This is a genomic window from Flavobacterium flavigenum, assembly GCF_027111255.2.
Classification (GTDB): Bacteria; Bacteroidota; Bacteroidia; order Flavobacteriales; family Flavobacteriaceae; genus Flavobacterium; species Flavobacterium flavigenum.
Genome location: NZ_CP114285.2, coordinates 902,199 through 915,980 on the forward strand (window position 1 = coordinate 902,199; position 13,782 = coordinate 915,980).

At 31.4% G+C, this 13,782-nt stretch carries 15 protein-coding genes and 1 tRNA gene; 10 read left to right on the forward strand and 6 right to left on the reverse strand.

Features of this window, described 5'->3' with window-relative positions; all coding sequences use genetic code 11:
• Positions 1–121: 121 nt before the first annotated feature.
• From OZP09_RS03265 to OZP09_RS03280, 4 genes are all read left to right on the forward strand, one after another.
• Positions 122–1,231, forward strand: coding sequence for a PepSY-associated TM helix domain-containing protein (locus OZP09_RS03265; RefSeq protein WP_269236521.1), 1,110 nt, complete (start codon positions 122–124; stop codon positions 1,229–1,231).
• A 178-nt stretch (positions 1,232–1,409) separates the two neighbouring features.
• Positions 1,410–2,942, forward strand: a complete 1,533-nt coding sequence (locus tag OZP09_RS03270; RefSeq protein ID WP_269236522.1) for an ArnT family glycosyltransferase — start codon at positions 1,410–1,412, stop codon at positions 2,940–2,942.
• The gene (locus OZP09_RS03275; RefSeq protein ID WP_269236523.1) at positions 2,935–3,459 is read left to right on the forward strand and encodes a DUF4269 domain-containing protein; all 525 of its coding nucleotides are present in this window, start codon (positions 2,935–2,937) and stop codon (positions 3,457–3,459) included. Before OZP09_RS03270 ends, OZP09_RS03275 begins: the two co-directional genes overlap by 8 nt.
• A 90-nt stretch (positions 3,460–3,549) precedes the next feature.
• Positions 3,550–3,622: transfer RNA gene (locus OZP09_RS03280), tRNA-Met, on the forward strand.
• A 44-nt stretch (positions 3,623–3,666) separates the two neighbouring features.
• On the opposite strand, the gene OZP09_RS03285 is transcribed toward OZP09_RS03280, so the two are convergent.
• A complete protein-coding gene (locus OZP09_RS03285) occupies positions 3,667–4,038 on the reverse strand; it encodes a hypothetical protein (protein WP_269236524.1) in 372 nt (123 codons plus the stop codon).
• A 193-nt stretch (positions 4,039–4,231) separates the two neighbouring features.
• On the opposite strand from OZP09_RS03285, the gene istA reads away from it, so the two are divergent.
• Both istA and istB read left to right on the forward strand, forming a co-directional pair.
• Entirely contained in the window at positions 4,232–5,779 is a 1,548-nt protein-coding gene (istA, locus tag OZP09_RS03290) for an IS21 family transposase (RefSeq protein WP_269236116.1), read from the forward strand.
• Between the two features lie 16 nt (positions 5,780–5,795).
• Positions 5,796–6,533 carry an IS21-like element helper ATPase IstB gene (gene istB / locus OZP09_RS03295; protein WP_056251131.1) on the forward strand — a complete coding sequence of 246 codons (738 nt, stop codon included), beginning with the start codon at positions 5,796–5,798 and terminating at the stop codon, positions 6,531–6,533.
• A 120-nt stretch (positions 6,534–6,653) separates the two neighbouring features.
• Here istB and OZP09_RS03300 read toward each other — a convergent pair whose 3' ends face one another.
• From OZP09_RS03300 to OZP09_RS03310, 3 genes are read right to left on the reverse strand one after another with little or no spacing between them, the layout of a single operon-like run.
• Complete coding sequence (locus OZP09_RS03300) at positions 6,654–7,298, reverse strand: hypothetical protein (protein ID WP_281310285.1); 645 nt, start codon at positions 7,296–7,298, stop codon at positions 6,654–6,656.
• Between the two features lie 5 nt (positions 7,299–7,303).
• Positions 7,304–7,843 carry a heme NO-binding domain-containing protein gene (locus tag OZP09_RS03305; protein ID WP_269236478.1) on the reverse strand — a complete coding sequence of 180 codons (540 nt, stop codon included), beginning with the start codon at positions 7,841–7,843 and terminating at the stop codon, positions 7,304–7,306.
• A gap of 9 nt (positions 7,844–7,852) precedes the next feature.
• Positions 7,853–8,266: a response regulator gene (locus OZP09_RS03310; RefSeq protein ID WP_269236480.1), complete on the reverse strand. Its 414-nt coding sequence runs from the start codon at positions 8,264–8,266 to the stop codon at positions 7,853–7,855.
• A gap of 967 nt (positions 8,267–9,233) precedes the next feature.
• Between OZP09_RS03310 and OZP09_RS03315 the strand changes: the two genes are divergently transcribed.
• A complete protein-coding gene (locus OZP09_RS03315; RefSeq protein ID WP_269236481.1) occupies positions 9,234–9,629 on the forward strand; it encodes a response regulator transcription factor in 396 nt (131 codons plus the stop codon).
• Positions 9,630–9,834: 205 nt separating this feature from the next.
• Positions 9,835–11,049: a sensor histidine kinase gene (locus tag OZP09_RS03320; RefSeq protein ID WP_269236526.1), complete on the forward strand. Its 1,215-nt coding sequence runs from the start codon at positions 9,835–9,837 to the stop codon at positions 11,047–11,049.
• Positions 11,050–11,251: 202 nt separating this feature from the next.
• Here OZP09_RS03320 and OZP09_RS03325 read toward each other — a convergent pair whose 3' ends face one another.
• Complete coding sequence (locus OZP09_RS03325; protein WP_269236527.1) at positions 11,252–11,692, reverse strand: adenylyltransferase/cytidyltransferase family protein; 441 nt, start codon at positions 11,690–11,692, stop codon at positions 11,252–11,254.
• 354 nt (positions 11,693–12,046) lie between these two features.
• Here OZP09_RS03325 and OZP09_RS03330 point away from each other — a divergent pair, with 354 nt between their 5' ends.
• Positions 12,047–12,349: an Hpt domain-containing protein gene (locus OZP09_RS03330; RefSeq protein WP_269236528.1), complete on the forward strand. Its 303-nt coding sequence runs from the start codon at positions 12,047–12,049 to the stop codon at positions 12,347–12,349.
• 10 nt (positions 12,350–12,359) lie between these two features.
• Positions 12,360–13,088: a LytR/AlgR family response regulator transcription factor gene (locus OZP09_RS03335; protein ID WP_281310286.1), complete on the forward strand. Its 729-nt coding sequence runs from the start codon at positions 12,360–12,362 to the stop codon at positions 13,086–13,088.
• A 288-nt stretch (positions 13,089–13,376) separates the two neighbouring features.
• On the opposite strand, the gene OZP09_RS03340 is transcribed toward OZP09_RS03335, so the two are convergent.
• Positions 13,377–13,757: a hypothetical protein gene (locus tag OZP09_RS03340; protein ID WP_281310287.1), complete on the reverse strand. Its 381-nt coding sequence runs from the start codon at positions 13,755–13,757 to the stop codon at positions 13,377–13,379.
• Positions 13,758–13,782: the final 25 nt, after the last annotated feature.

The following is a 13,782-nucleotide window of genomic DNA, read 5'->3' on the forward strand; positions in this document are numbered from 1 at the left end:
AAAAATTAATATTAGTTTAACAAGTAAACGTCTTGAAATTATTTAGAATGATACTAAAGAATATTTAGATTGTCTAAAAATAAGTATAGATTTGCAGGAAAATTTAAATTCTTTAAAACGAATGAAGAAAAAATTAAAGAAAAAGATTGGACAACTTCATCTGTGGTTAGGACTTGCTTCTGGCCTGGTTTTATTTACAGTAGCTTTGACAGGAAGCCTTTTGGTTTTCGAAAAAGAAATTGATCAATTTTTTAATCCTGAATTTTATCACGTACCCAGTGTTGGCCCGAATAAAAAAACAATTGACGATTGTACGGCAGCCATTCAGAAAAAGTATACTGTTGAAAAGATAAACAGAATCACACTCTACAACGATCCTAAACGTACTATGATCATCATAGGAAAAGACAGCGAAGGTGACAGCCAGATTTTCTCTGTGGATCCTTACACAGGTAAAGTACTTGGGAATATCGCACAGGAAAACCGTTTTTTCTCTATTGTTTTAAACATACACAGGCATTTACTGATGCATGAAATTGGCGAAATCATTACCGGATGTTCCTGTTTGATATTTGTATTCATGCTGATTTCCGGTCTTGTTTTGTGGTGGCCTAAAAAGGCTAAAAACCTGAAACAACGTCTGACTGTAAAATGGAAAGCGTCTTTTAAAAGAGTCAACTGGGATTTTCATTCGACTTTTGGATTCTACACTTTTCTGTTCTTGCTGATTATTGCCCTCACGGGACTCACATGGTCTTTTAAATGGTTTGAAAATGGTATGTATTTCATCGCTAATGGCACTACAGAAAGACCATCACCTAAAGTTGAAAACCCTACTAAAGTTGATCCACAGTCTAATAAAACTGCTTTTTATCAAAACCTATATCGAAAAACAGACAGTATATTTCCATATAAAGGCAACATCCAAATCAGAATGCCTGCCGATACCATCAACAGTATTCTGGTACTAAAAGAAAACTTAGATTTCAGCATTCCAAATCAGTCGAGTGCTATTTATTTTGACAAATATACCGGCAAAGATATCGAAATCAGGCCTTATAAATCTTTCTCAAAAGGAGACAAACTAAAGCGTCTCATGTACCCAATCCATACGGGAAGCATTTATGGTTATCCAACCAAAATACTTGCTTTCATAGTATGTATTTTTGCTGTAACCTTGCCTGTTACAGGATTATTGATCTGGCTTGGGAAGAAAAAAAGGAAAAATTAATTTCTAATGATTTTAGAGATTATCAATTGAAACAAACAAAGCTTCGGAGTAATCTGAAGCTTTTATTTTTTATTTTGTTCAAATATATTATGCTACAATAAACCTTAAAATAAATTATATATTAGCAATGGCTTAAGTTCTTTTTCAATCAAAGTTTGCAACCTAATATAAAAACCACATGAGCAAAAAAACAATAATTTTAATAGGTTTCATTATTTTAAAATTTGTTTTACAGTATTCCCTGATTAATCCTGAATACGATTTACAGCGAGATGAATATTTACATCTGGATCAGGCAAATCATTTGGCATGGGGCTATTTATCAGTCCCTCCGGTAACATCGTGGTTTTCTTATATTATTCTATTACTTGGAAATTCTGTTTTTTGGGTGAAGTTCTTCCCTGCCCTGTTTGGAGCCCTGACACTTTTGATTGTCTGGAAAACCATCGCACTTTTAAAAGGAAATCTTTATGCTTTAATTCTTGGCTCTGTATGCGTTTTGTTTTCCTGTTTGCTGCGTTTAAATATGCTTTATCAGCCTAATTCTTTTGATATTTTATGCTGGACTGCGGTTTATTATATTTTAATACAATACCTGACTTCAGAAAATACAAAATGGCTATATTTTGGCGGAGTGATTTTCGCTTTGGGTTTACTGAATAAGTACAATATCCTGTTTTTATTGCTCGGATTAATTCCTGCTATTTTATTTTCTAAACAGAGAAAAATAGCTGTACAAAAAGAATTTTATTTTGCTTTGATTTTAGGGCTAATTTTAATATTGCCTAATCTTTATTGGCAATACAGCAATCATTTTCCAATTGTACATCATATGAAAGAGTTAAAAGAAACGCAATTAGTTCATGTTGATCTGGGTGATTTTCTAAAAGAACAGATTCTATTTTTCATTGGCGGATTATTCGTGATTTTAGCCGGACTTTATGCCGTTTTATTTTACAGACCTTTCAAAAAATATCAGTTCTTTTTCACATCATTTGTTTTCACTCTTTTAATTTTTATTTATTTCAAAGCAAAAGCGTATTACACCATTGGCTTGTATCCAATTTACCTTGCTTTTGGAGCTGTTTACATTTCGGAAATGATACATAATGGATGGAAACGTTATCTAAAACCTGTTTTTATCCTGATTCCGTTATTGCTTTTTATTCCGATTTATTATGTCGCTTTTCCCAATAAAAGTCCTGAATATATGGTTGCACATTCTGAGCCATACAAAAAACTGGGATTGCTTCGTTGGGAAGACGGAAAAGATCATCATTTGCCACAGGATTTTGCTGATATGCTTGGGTGGAAAGAATTGGCTGAAAAAACAGATTCTTTATATGCTTTGCTTCCAAATCAGAAAGAAACAATTATCCTTTGCGATAATTACGGACAGGCCGGAGCAATTAATTATTATACTAAAAAAGGAATCAAAGCGGTTTCTTTTAATGCTGATTATCTGAATTGGTTTGATCTTAGCATTAAATATAAAAACCTGATTCGCGTTAAGGATTTTGAAGAAAGCGACAAAGAAATGAAAGAAACGAGTCCGTATTTTGAATCAGTTACTATTGGCGGCCGGGTCACCAATCAATATGCCAGAGGATATGGTGCTACGATTTTTGTTTTCAGGAATGCAAAAGTTGATATCAACAAAAAATTAGAACAGGAAATCAAAGAAGAAAAAAACGATATCATAAATGATTAATTTTAAGGACATATCTTATTTACAAACCGGAAATCCTAAACAGCAAGCCGCATTTACTCTTTTAACCCATCATAAAATTTTGGAAAATCTTGCTGAATTTGATCCTGTTTTGGTTGGCACAATTCCCATAAATATTGATATTGAAAACAGCGATCTGGATATTCTCTGCCATTGGAAAAACAAAGCTGATTTTATCAAAAAGACAAAACAACTGTTCGGAAAAGAAAATCATTTTTCCATTCGGGAAGATAGTATTGATAACCCGAAATCTGTTATTGTTAACTTCATCATAAGTGGCTTTGAAATAGAAATCTTTGGTCAAAATATACCAACAGAACTTCAAAACGGCTACAGACACATGGTAATTGAACACCAAATTCTTAATTCAAAAGACGAAAACTTTCGATTGGAGATCATCAGACTAAAAGAAAAAGGCTTAAAAACCGAGCCTGCTTTTGGTTTGCTATTAGGCTTAAAAGGAAATATTTATGAAGCATTACTAGATTATAAAATCTGAGAAAAACATCTTTTTTTAAAATTTTAAAAAATAAAATCCTAAAATAAGTTGCATAACCGTATTTAGTATGTATCTTTGCACCCGAAACATCGCGGGATAGAGCAGTAGGCAGCTCGTCGGGCTCATAACCCGAAGGTCACAGGTTCGAGTCCTGTTCCCGCTACAAGACCGGACAAATGAGATATTGATTCATTTGTTCGGTTTTTTTTAATCAAATAACACCTTATTAATCAACAAGATAGACCTTGCAATAACATTAACTCGCGGGGTTCGATATGTAGTTCCATCAAAAACCAGTTTTTCAGGATATATCGAACTTATAACTTTCCGCTTAAGCTCTATGTCACCCTCTTTATAAACTCTTGATAGCTTGCTAACCATAACAATTGCTCCCTCAAGACTTTTCTTAATGTCAAGATTTTTGTGTTCCGACATAAAAGCTGATAGTTCCTCTTCTAAAGTTTCAATGCTTTTTTTACATTCCTCTTTGATCTCCTTGTAATCATCTGAATCTATTTTTTCGGAAAAAAGTAAATCTCTTGCCTTTGAAACCTTTGCATTATACCTGTCAATTTCCAACTTGATGGCTTCATGGAAAAACCGGTCAATTTGACCACCTAATTCCGGAGTAAATTGACCACCCGTTCCGGAGCAAACTGACCACCTAATTCCGGAGCAAATTGACCACCAAGTTTTGTGGTGAATTAAGTATTAAAAACTATTGATTTTTTCATGTTGTTAGAACCATACATTCGTTAAAAATTTACGGATTATGGCAAACAAAATAACAGACATGAGTAAAATTAGAAAAGTAATTAAATTCTATTGTAATGGAAAGAGTAAGTTATTTATAAGTAGCTACTTATCCCTTTCAAGAAATACGGTAAAGAAATATATTTCTTTATTTGAAGTTCTCGAATTAAGCTTTGAATTAATCGACCAAAAAACCGATGCAGAGCTGGAACTTTTATTCTCCCAGACTAGTGTAGAGGCCATTAGCCCGAGATTACAGACACTTTATGATTTTTTTCCTAAAATGGAACGTGAACTAAAAAAAGTTGGCGTTACCGTACAGCATATGTGGGAACAATATATTGCTGTAAATCCTGATGGTTATCGAACTTCACAATTTCATTATCATTACAATATATGGGGCAAACGAGTTAATCCGGTCATGCATATGAACCATAAGGCTGGTGATAAAATGTATGTTGATTATGCCGGAAAGACACTCTCAATTATTGATATAGATACTGGAGAAGTCAAAGAAGTACAATTTTTTGTAGCAATATTGGGCGCTAGCCAATACACGTATGCTGAAGCTTCCATGAGCCAGCAAAAGGAATACTTTGTTGACTCGGTAGAAAATGCCATGCGCTTTTTTGAAGGCACTCCTGTCGCCATTGTTCCAGATAATTTAAAATCTGCCGTAATAAAAAGCAGTCGTTTTGAACCGACAATCAATGAAACCCTGGCTGATTTAGCAGAACATTACGAAACCACAATTTTACCTGCCAGAGCTTACAGACCCAGAGACAAATCATTAGTTGAAGGAGCTGTTAAGATATTATATCGAAGGATTTATGTAACCATAAAAGAAACTAAGTTCTTTTCTCTGGAAGAATTAAACCAGCAGATCTGGGATTTACTTGACTCTCACAATAACAGAAAACTAACAGGACGCCCTTATTCCCGTTTTGAATTATTTTTAGAAGACGAGAAAGAAAAACTGCGTCCACTCCCACAAGATCGTTTTGAAATTAAATACCAGTCTTTTGCAACAGTAATGCAAAACGGTCATGTTCAATTAAGCCAGGACAAAAACTATTACAGCGTTCCGTATCAATATGTAAAGAAGAAAGCCAAGCTGTTATATACCAAATCAACGGTAGAGATTTATTATAAATACAATCGAATAGCTGTACATCCAAGAAACTACAAACCTTATGTCTATACAACAACTCCTGAGCATTTAGCCAGTACACATCAATTTGTAGCCCAATGGAGTGCTGCCCGCTTCATTGAATGGGCTAATAATATTGATGAGTCAGTAGGAGAATATATAATGCAGATAATCGAAAGCAGAAATCATCCAGAACAGGCTTATAAAAGCTGTTTAGGAATACTGAATTTTGAAAAAAAGGTAGGCAGACAGCGATTAATAAATGCCTGCAGGCGGGCACTTGATTTTAAAATTTACAATTTTAAGACCATACAAAACATTTTAGAAAACAACTTGGATCATATTGATTTTGATCAAGAACCTGAGCAGGAACTTCCCGATCACAGTAACATAAGAGGAAAACACTATTATAACTAAATTAAATCTTGAAAAAATGAATGAATCCACAGTAACCAAAATGAAACAAATGAAGCTTTATGGCATGTTTAATGCTTTTAAAACAGCCATTGAAAGCGGGAAAACAGATCATTATACCCTTGACCAGTTTGTATCGATGATTATTGATGCAGAATGGGATGAAAGGTACAATCGTCGTATTGAACGAAGTATCACTAATGCCAAATTCCATTACAAATCAAATATTGAAAGTATCAATTTTGATGTATCACGTAACCTGGACCGAAACATGGTACTGCGTCTGGCAGAATGCGAATTTATAGAGAAAAACGAAAACATTTTAATCACTGGAAGCACCGGTGTCGGTAAAAGTTATTTAGGTACTGCATTAGGTTATCAAGCCTGTATACAGGGTTTTAAGGTAAGTTATTTTAATACCTCAAAATTGTTCGCTAGACTAAAAATGGCTAAAGCAGATGGTACTTATCTACGGGAACTTACCAAAATACAAAGACAGGATGTTATAATACTTGATGATTTTGGACTCCAGGCACTTGACAGCCATAACCGAATTACTCTTTTAGAGATCATAGAGGACAGGCATAATAACGGCTCTATAATCGTGACATCACAAATACCAGTTCAAGGCTGGTATGATATAATTGGAGAAAAAACGATAGCCGATGCAATATTAGACAGACTTATACACCAATCTCATAGGCTTGAATTACATGGAGAATCCATGAGAAAGAAAAGAGGAATAAACAAAGAGTGATATTTTATTATATTTGAATACTAATTAACAGATGAAAAAATATAGTTTTTAATCAAAACGGAGGTGCTCACTTTGCACCGGAATTAGGTGGTCATTTTGAACTGGAATCAGGTGCTCACTTTAAAACGGAATGGGGTGATCAATATAACCGGAATTTGCAGTAAATCCTGTAATCTTATGATATGCATCATTACACCAAAATATTTTTGCATCAGCATCAGTAAAAACTATGGCATTTTTGTTATCGCTTGCAACTAATGAAAGCCGGTTTAGTTCCTCACGATCCTTATTAAGCTCTTCTCTTTGACGGTTATTAATTTGAAGTAATTCATTAAGTTCCTGATTCTTTACTTCCTGATTTTTGAGTATCTGCAGTAAATCAAGCTGTGGGTCATAATTAGCGAAGTCAGACAGGGCCAAATTATTTTTTTTTACCTCTTCTACTGACGTTAACCAAGGTGAACCAACAAATAAAAAACAATTATCTACAGTAATAAACTGCCCTCTAATTATAGATCTGTTACCTACTATACATTCTAAAATCACTAGTTGATTTACGTTTTCAGCTATTGTTTGTGCATCTATCCTTTCCATAAAAGGCCTTTTAGATGCGAAATAATCGGAAACTTTGGTTTGTTGTTGTATTGAAGGCAAAACCTTTTTCAAACTTTCTCCATAAGAATAAATACTCATTTGCTGATCAAACAAAATGTAAAAAGGGAAGACTTCATTCAAGCTCTCAGGAGTAAAATTAATTGAATCCATACATATTACCAGCTTATTTTAAACACATCCTCAAATTTGTTTAACTCCCTGGATACAACATGCTCAATTAATACACTGTTTTCAAATACTTTTACTAGTCCGTTAAGATACCCTTGTATATACTCTTTCATTCCGGGCGTACTTGTGTAATAATGCAACATTAAAATAGTATCATTTACAACAGTTACTTTAAATTCAGGAGGAGTTAGTCTTGGGTATATCAACAACATCCGGTTATGAAAGCTAGGTAAATTTAGTAAATAATCTTTAAAATCACTGTCCCTAGACTGCATAATTAACAGATATTTCTCACGAGTTATCTTTACTACGTACTCGCCTAATTGAAAAAGGATTTTATCGATAGTTAAATTAGTCCTTTTTGATAATTGTTTTGCTATTTCAAAAGTAATAGCATCATTATAAGGCTGATCTATGGTTTTAGTATTCATAGAGACTAAACTTTTAGAAATAGTATTATTCCATGTTTCTACATCAAAAGTATCTATGACGTATTGCTCAAAAGCCTTATAAATTATACCGTACATTACGCTATTTTATTGAGAAATTAACTCATTTATACTCCAGTATTCAATCATTTTTTTTATTTTATCAACATATTCCTCATATTTCAGTGGTTTAAGCATGTATCCGGCTATACCTATTCTGTAAAACTCCAGAACATCTTTATGATTATTAGAAGTAGTCAATACAATAGCAGGTATGTATTTTAAAACATCATCCGCTTTGAGAATACCTAAAAATTCAATACCGTTTATTTTGGGCATATTGAGATCCAATACAATTATATCCGGAATAATTACTTTGTCTTTCAGTATCGTAAGCGCTTCTTCGCCGTTATTCGCTTCTATTATCTTATGAACCTGCTCCAAGTTTGCTAAAACTCTATTAAATTTCATAATTTCAATAGCATCGTCTTCTATTAATAATATATTTAATGATTTTGACATGTAGTTTCTATATAAATATTAGTAATCAAATTTAATTATAATGTGGCTTATTTTTATATAAATTCGGTCAGCTGTATAAAACTGTAGTTGAATGGTATCTATTTGCCGTTAAACTGAAATAAAGAAAATAAATCATTTATCTTAAATTGATGCCTTTTTGGAAACATATAGAATATATAAATCGTACTAAAACAAGCAGTTATATCATGCTTTTTATGAGCATTGCAAATAAGGGATTTTTATCTCCCAATTTAACAGAAAAAGTAAAAAATCAAGAGCTTATATACCTGTTAACGATTCTCAATGTCTATTCGTCTACAAAAACGAACTAACTATCTAATAATTAAGATGAAAAAGTAAAAAGCATCCGAGATTTGTAATGTAATAATTGCATTGTCCCCCAACAAATTATTATCCAAAAACAATTTAGTTAAGTAAAGCTCCTCGCCACAAGGAGCTTTTTTTATTGTTTTGCAAATGAAATCCTCTACTCGATTTTAACAGAAACAAGATCACTTACAAACACTCAATTATGCTTGTCAACGATTTTCAAATACCATTGGTCTACACTAAAAAGCTAATCATCTAATAGTTAAGATGAAAAAGTAAAAAGCAACCGACATTTGTAATGTAATAATTGCATAGTCCCCCAACAAAAATTATTATCCAAAAACAATTTTAGTTAAGTAAAAGCTCCTCGCCACAAGGAGCTTTTATCATTCCATTTTCAAAAAAAATTGGTTCAAAATCAGCAAAATAATTGAGTTATGTAAGATTCTAAATGTTGCAGTTGAAGACTAACAATTTTTAGATTTATTAGAAAAGTGGAATAAATCATGGTCAGCTTTTTTTAAATACCTATAATAGACTTTCCACAACTTGTTGTAGTCAGAAAGAATTTAGAGGATTCTAAAAAATACACGCAGTCAAATAATAAAATTTGTTTAACAGTTAATAATTAATTCAAATGAAAAATTCAAATTTAAAAATATTAATAGCGGAAGACGACGTATTATTAACAAAAATCCTGAAATATATTTTAGAAAAAGAAGGATATCAGGTAAAATGCTGCTCAAATGGTCTAAATGCCATAAAGAAAATTTCGGAATTTTTACCAGACTTGATAATTACAGATATCATTCTGCCCTTACGTTCAGGATTAGAAATTATTTCGTATTCAAAAGAAAATTTTGAACATATACCAATGATTGTACTTTCTTGTTTAGGTCAAGAAGAAGCAACCGTTTTAAAAGCTTTTAACTTAGGAGTAGATGATTTTGTATCTAAGCCATTTAAGCCAAATTTATTATTACTACGATTAGAACGTTTAATTTCCAAATCAAAACAAGTAATGATTGCATAGGCTATATTCATCGCGACTAGAGATGTAAAGATTTTAGTAAAAAATTTGAGTCAAACTTTTATCTTGTTTACTGTTGCAATAACTTAAAACTATAAAATTTTTAAAAACTTGAATATGGCAACAAAAATTTAGTAATTTCATACTATGAAATAATTTTACTGATACAGAAAACTAATTTTCAACACATTAAAGTAAAACCTCTTGTATGCATAAACCTGAAATCCCTGTCAATGAAAATCTCCGTTCAAAATCCTTAAAGGAGTATAATATACTTGATACACTCGAAGAAGAAGAGTATGATGCCCTGACGAAAATAGCAGCTCAAATTTGTGGCACTCCCATCGCATTAGTAAGTTTAATAGATGACAACCGACAATGGTTTAAATCACACTATGGCTTAGATGCAACTCAAACACCAAGGGATTTTTCTTTTTGTGCACATGCCATAAATTCACCAAATGAATTATTTATTATTCCGGATGCCACTAAAGACGAAAGGTTTTTTGATAATCCATTAACAACTAATGATCCTAATGTAATATTTTATGCTGGAGCCCCTTTAAATACGAAGGACGGTTATGCCTTAGGAACCCTTTGTGTCATTGATACAAAACCTAGAGAAGATCTTACAGAAGGCCAAAAAGAAGCCTTAAGAGCACTGGGAAATCAAGTAATATCACAACTTGAAATTCGAAAAAAGAATAGATTTCTAGAAGAGTTAAACAATGAAATCAGTAGAAAAAACACTCAGTTAAGTCAATTTGCCCATCGTCTTACGCATGATTTAAAAGTTCCGATTAGTGGGATAAACTCACTAATAACTTTTATAAAAGAAGATTACAAAACGCTCATTACAAATACTGAACTTGAAGAATGGATTGATTTGATCTATTCCAGAAATGAATATATGGACTTTTTAATTAATGGAATTTTAGAATATACTAAAGTTACTAATGATGAAATTTATTTTGAAGATTTTAATGTAAAAGATGTAGTTCAATATATACTGAGCAACGGTATCCTACATACACCAACTCATATTAATTACATTAATTGTGATGTCATTATAAAACATTCTAAAATAGGTTTTGTGCAAATTATTCAAAATCTCCTATCTAATACAATAAAACATACGGATAAAAAAGAATGCTGTGTTTGGCTGACATTCACAGAAAACGAATCCAACTATTCTTTTAGATTTGAAGACAATGGACCTGGTATACCACAAGAATATTGGGAAAAGGTTTTTGAATTGTTTGAAACTGTAAATTCAAAATTTACTAAGAATTCAGGTATTGGTTTAGCAACAGTCAGAGCAATATTAGACAGGACAGAGGGCAGTATTTTTTTACAAAAAAGAGAAAATAATCAAGAAGGCGTTTGTTTTTGTTTTGTTTTGCCAAAACAACGTAAGATTTAATTTAAATACTGTTTTTAGTACCTCACTTATCTGATATCCATCAAAATGTGCTCAAGAACTTAATAACTAAAATTAAGATTTTTTTACTTAACACCTTGATAGATTTTGCATTTTCGGGATTTATTAACTCTAAACTGATAAGTAGAATAAAAAAATCATTTTTTGTTTAGATTCACGATTTAGGTAGTTAACAATTTGAATCTTACTGCAATTTTATAGATTCACACAGGTAGACTTCTTTTCTAAGCCCACTACTTGAAAATCGATGATTGCGCTTGTTAAAAACCAACTGAATTTCCATATTTTCACAATACTTTCGGCCTGTAAAATTCACGTTTCGATATTCGTCTCCCAAAATCCGAACATCAATTGGTAGTGACTGGAGAATATCTTCGAGGTCCATTTCAGTTGTATATGGGATTATTTCGTCAACAAATTTGCAAGCCTTTAATTGAATATAACGTTCTACAACTGTCTGAGTAGGTTTGTTTTTTTCTGGTCGGTCTATCGTGGGATCAGTCTGTAATCCAACAATCAAGTAATCACAATGCATTTTTGCTTCTTCAAGCATACGAACATGCCCTGCATGCAATAAGTCGAATGAACTAAATGTAATTCCTATTTTTTTCTTTGCTGGCTTCATATTAAATTTTATTAATTATTATAAAAAATATACTATTATATTTTCACAAACTTCTTTTTGCATTAATTCTGATACAAATGTATTTCTAATGCATATATACAAGTACATTTTTAGATAAATAGAATTAGTATGTCGACCAATGGTAATTTACTATGGATATATTAAAATCACAGAATTAAATAAGAGAATCTCTATCATTAAAAAAATTAGTATATTTACTACAACACATTTGACTTAACTATTCAATAGTCAGAGACCTATATAAAAAAATCTGTTTTTTATAATTAGGTAGTTAAATAAACAAATTGATTATCTTTATTTGTGATGCTTATGGAACAGCCAAATCTTAACTACGTGAATAATCTGTCTGGGAATGATATGGCTTTTAAGCAATTAATCATTATTACCCTAAAAAAAGAACTACCGCTCGAAATAAAAGAATACCAAAATAAAATTCAGAATAATAATTTTACAGCTACAGCAGAAATTATTCATAAGATAAAACATAAAATCATTATTCTTGGAATGGAAAAAAGTTATTATCTTGCTGAAGAGTTCGAAATTAACTTAAAAAAAACACAAGCTTTCAAAAACGAAATAAAAGTAGGTTTTGATGAAGTACTTAATAAAATGCAAGATTTTGTTAATTCACTATAAATCTAACTAGATGAATTGTATTTTAATAGATGATGAAGCGTTGGCTAGGGCAATTATTGGTCAGATGATTGCAAACCATCCTGCTTTAAATTTTTTAGAGGAATTTCAAAATGCAATGGAAGCTTTAAAGTTTCTTAATCAAAGTACTATTCCGGTAGATATTATTTTTTTAGATATACATATGCCCGGCTTTACAGGCTTTGATTTTATTCAAACCATTAAAAATCCTCCTTTAGTTATTCTAATAACATCTGATAGAAATTTTGCTATAGAAGCTTTTGAATATAAATGTATTGTAGATTATTTGGTAAAACCAATTACCGAGGAGCGCTTTTTAAAAGCAATAAATAAAATCGAAGAAAAAATGCTTAAATTGCCTCCATCACCTCAAAATTCTGATCCGTATTTTATACAACCTTCTGATACTGAAACTGATTTTTATATAAACATCGACAGAAGACTTATAAAAATAAACATTGCATCTATTAACTTAATTGAGGCTAAAGGAGATTATATCCTGATAAAAACTGAAGGTAAAAATTATACTGTACATTCTACTTTAAAAAAAATAGAAGATAAACTTCCTGTATCTTCTTTTTTAAAAGTACACCGAACTTATATAATTAATGTAAAAAAGATAATCGATATCGAAGATAATAGTGTTCTAATTGCAAAAGATGTAGTTCCGGTGAGCAGATCAAATAGACCAGAACTCATGAAGAGACTTAATATGCTATAAATACACATTGATTTACAAATTAAGTAGAAAATTCATAATCGAATCTTTATACATTACATGCCAATCTATTCTTTTAATAGTTTTATACTTCAAAGTGAGTGTTCAATTTTTATTCTTCAAACTAGTTAACATAATATCACAAAATTAATTTAAGAAACACATGCAATAATGCTATAATAATCTTCAAAAAATCGGTTAGATAATTGAATGCTTCCCGATACACAGACAAAAAGCTTCGGAGAAATCTGAAGCTTTTTTGTTTTAAAAAAGTAATTTAAAGTTTTTCAATTAATCTGTGATCAATTGGAATTTTACGGGTTGAAAAAATACATTAGAATTTTTCTCAAAATAAATCCCATTTTCTTTTTTATCTAATTTTACCTTATAATTATGAATCATGGTAGCTTGTGCAATTACATTTACATGGTAAATATCCCCAATTTTGTTTTCTTTTGATATATCCTGAACAATACCATTAATAACAATCGATTTAGGAACAACAGCAGCATTCTTTAATTCAAAACTAACTACATATCCTCTCTCACTATTCCTGCTATAACTTTTGTATGTTTGGTTTTTAATATCTAAAAGATGTCCTGAACACGAAAAAAGAAAAAAAAACCCGAAAAAAAATAATAGAAAGACGGTTTTTGGAATACTATTTCTCATACTTTTGGCGTTTTATAACCACAAA

Excerpts from the sequence above, each read along its gene's own strand:
- istA (WP_269236116.1), top strand. The coding sequence starts at position 4,232 with ATGGCAAACAAAATAACAGACATGAGTAAAATTAGAAAAGTAATTAAA.
- OZP09_RS03325 (WP_269236527.1), bottom strand. The coding sequence starts at position 11,692 with ATGAAGCCAGCAAAGAAAAAAATAGGAATTACATTTAGTTCATTCGAC.
- OZP09_RS03305 (WP_269236478.1), bottom strand. The coding sequence starts at position 7,843 with ATGTACGGTATAATTTATAAGGCTTTTGAGCAATACGTCATAGATACT.
- OZP09_RS03335 (WP_281310286.1), top strand. The coding sequence starts at position 12,360 with ATGAATTGTATTTTAATAGATGATGAAGCGTTGGCTAGGGCAATTATT.
- OZP09_RS03300 (WP_281310285.1), bottom strand. The coding sequence starts at position 7,298 with ATGGATTCAATTAATTTTACTCCTGAGAGCTTGAATGAAGTCTTCCCT.
- istB (WP_056251131.1), top strand. The coding sequence starts at position 5,796 with ATGAATGAATCCACAGTAACCAAAATGAAACAAATGAAGCTTTATGGC.
- OZP09_RS03310 (WP_269236480.1), bottom strand. The coding sequence starts at position 8,266 with ATGTCAAAATCATTAAATATATTATTAATAGAAGACGATGCTATTGAA.
- OZP09_RS03315 (WP_269236481.1), top strand. The coding sequence starts at position 9,234 with ATGAAAAATTCAAATTTAAAAATATTAATAGCGGAAGACGACGTATTA.
- OZP09_RS03320 (WP_269236526.1), top strand. The coding sequence starts at position 9,835 with ATGCATAAACCTGAAATCCCTGTCAATGAAAATCTCCGTTCAAAATCC.
- OZP09_RS03275 (WP_269236523.1), top strand. The coding sequence starts at position 2,935 with ATGATTAATTTTAAGGACATATCTTATTTACAAACCGGAAATCCTAAA.
- OZP09_RS03265 (WP_269236521.1), top strand. The coding sequence starts at position 122 with ATGAAGAAAAAATTAAAGAAAAAGATTGGACAACTTCATCTGTGGTTA.
- OZP09_RS03340 (WP_281310287.1), bottom strand. The coding sequence starts at position 13,757 with ATGAGAAATAGTATTCCAAAAACCGTCTTTCTATTATTTTTTTTCGGG.
- OZP09_RS03270 (WP_269236522.1), top strand. The coding sequence starts at position 1,410 with ATGAGCAAAAAAACAATAATTTTAATAGGTTTCATTATTTTAAAATTT.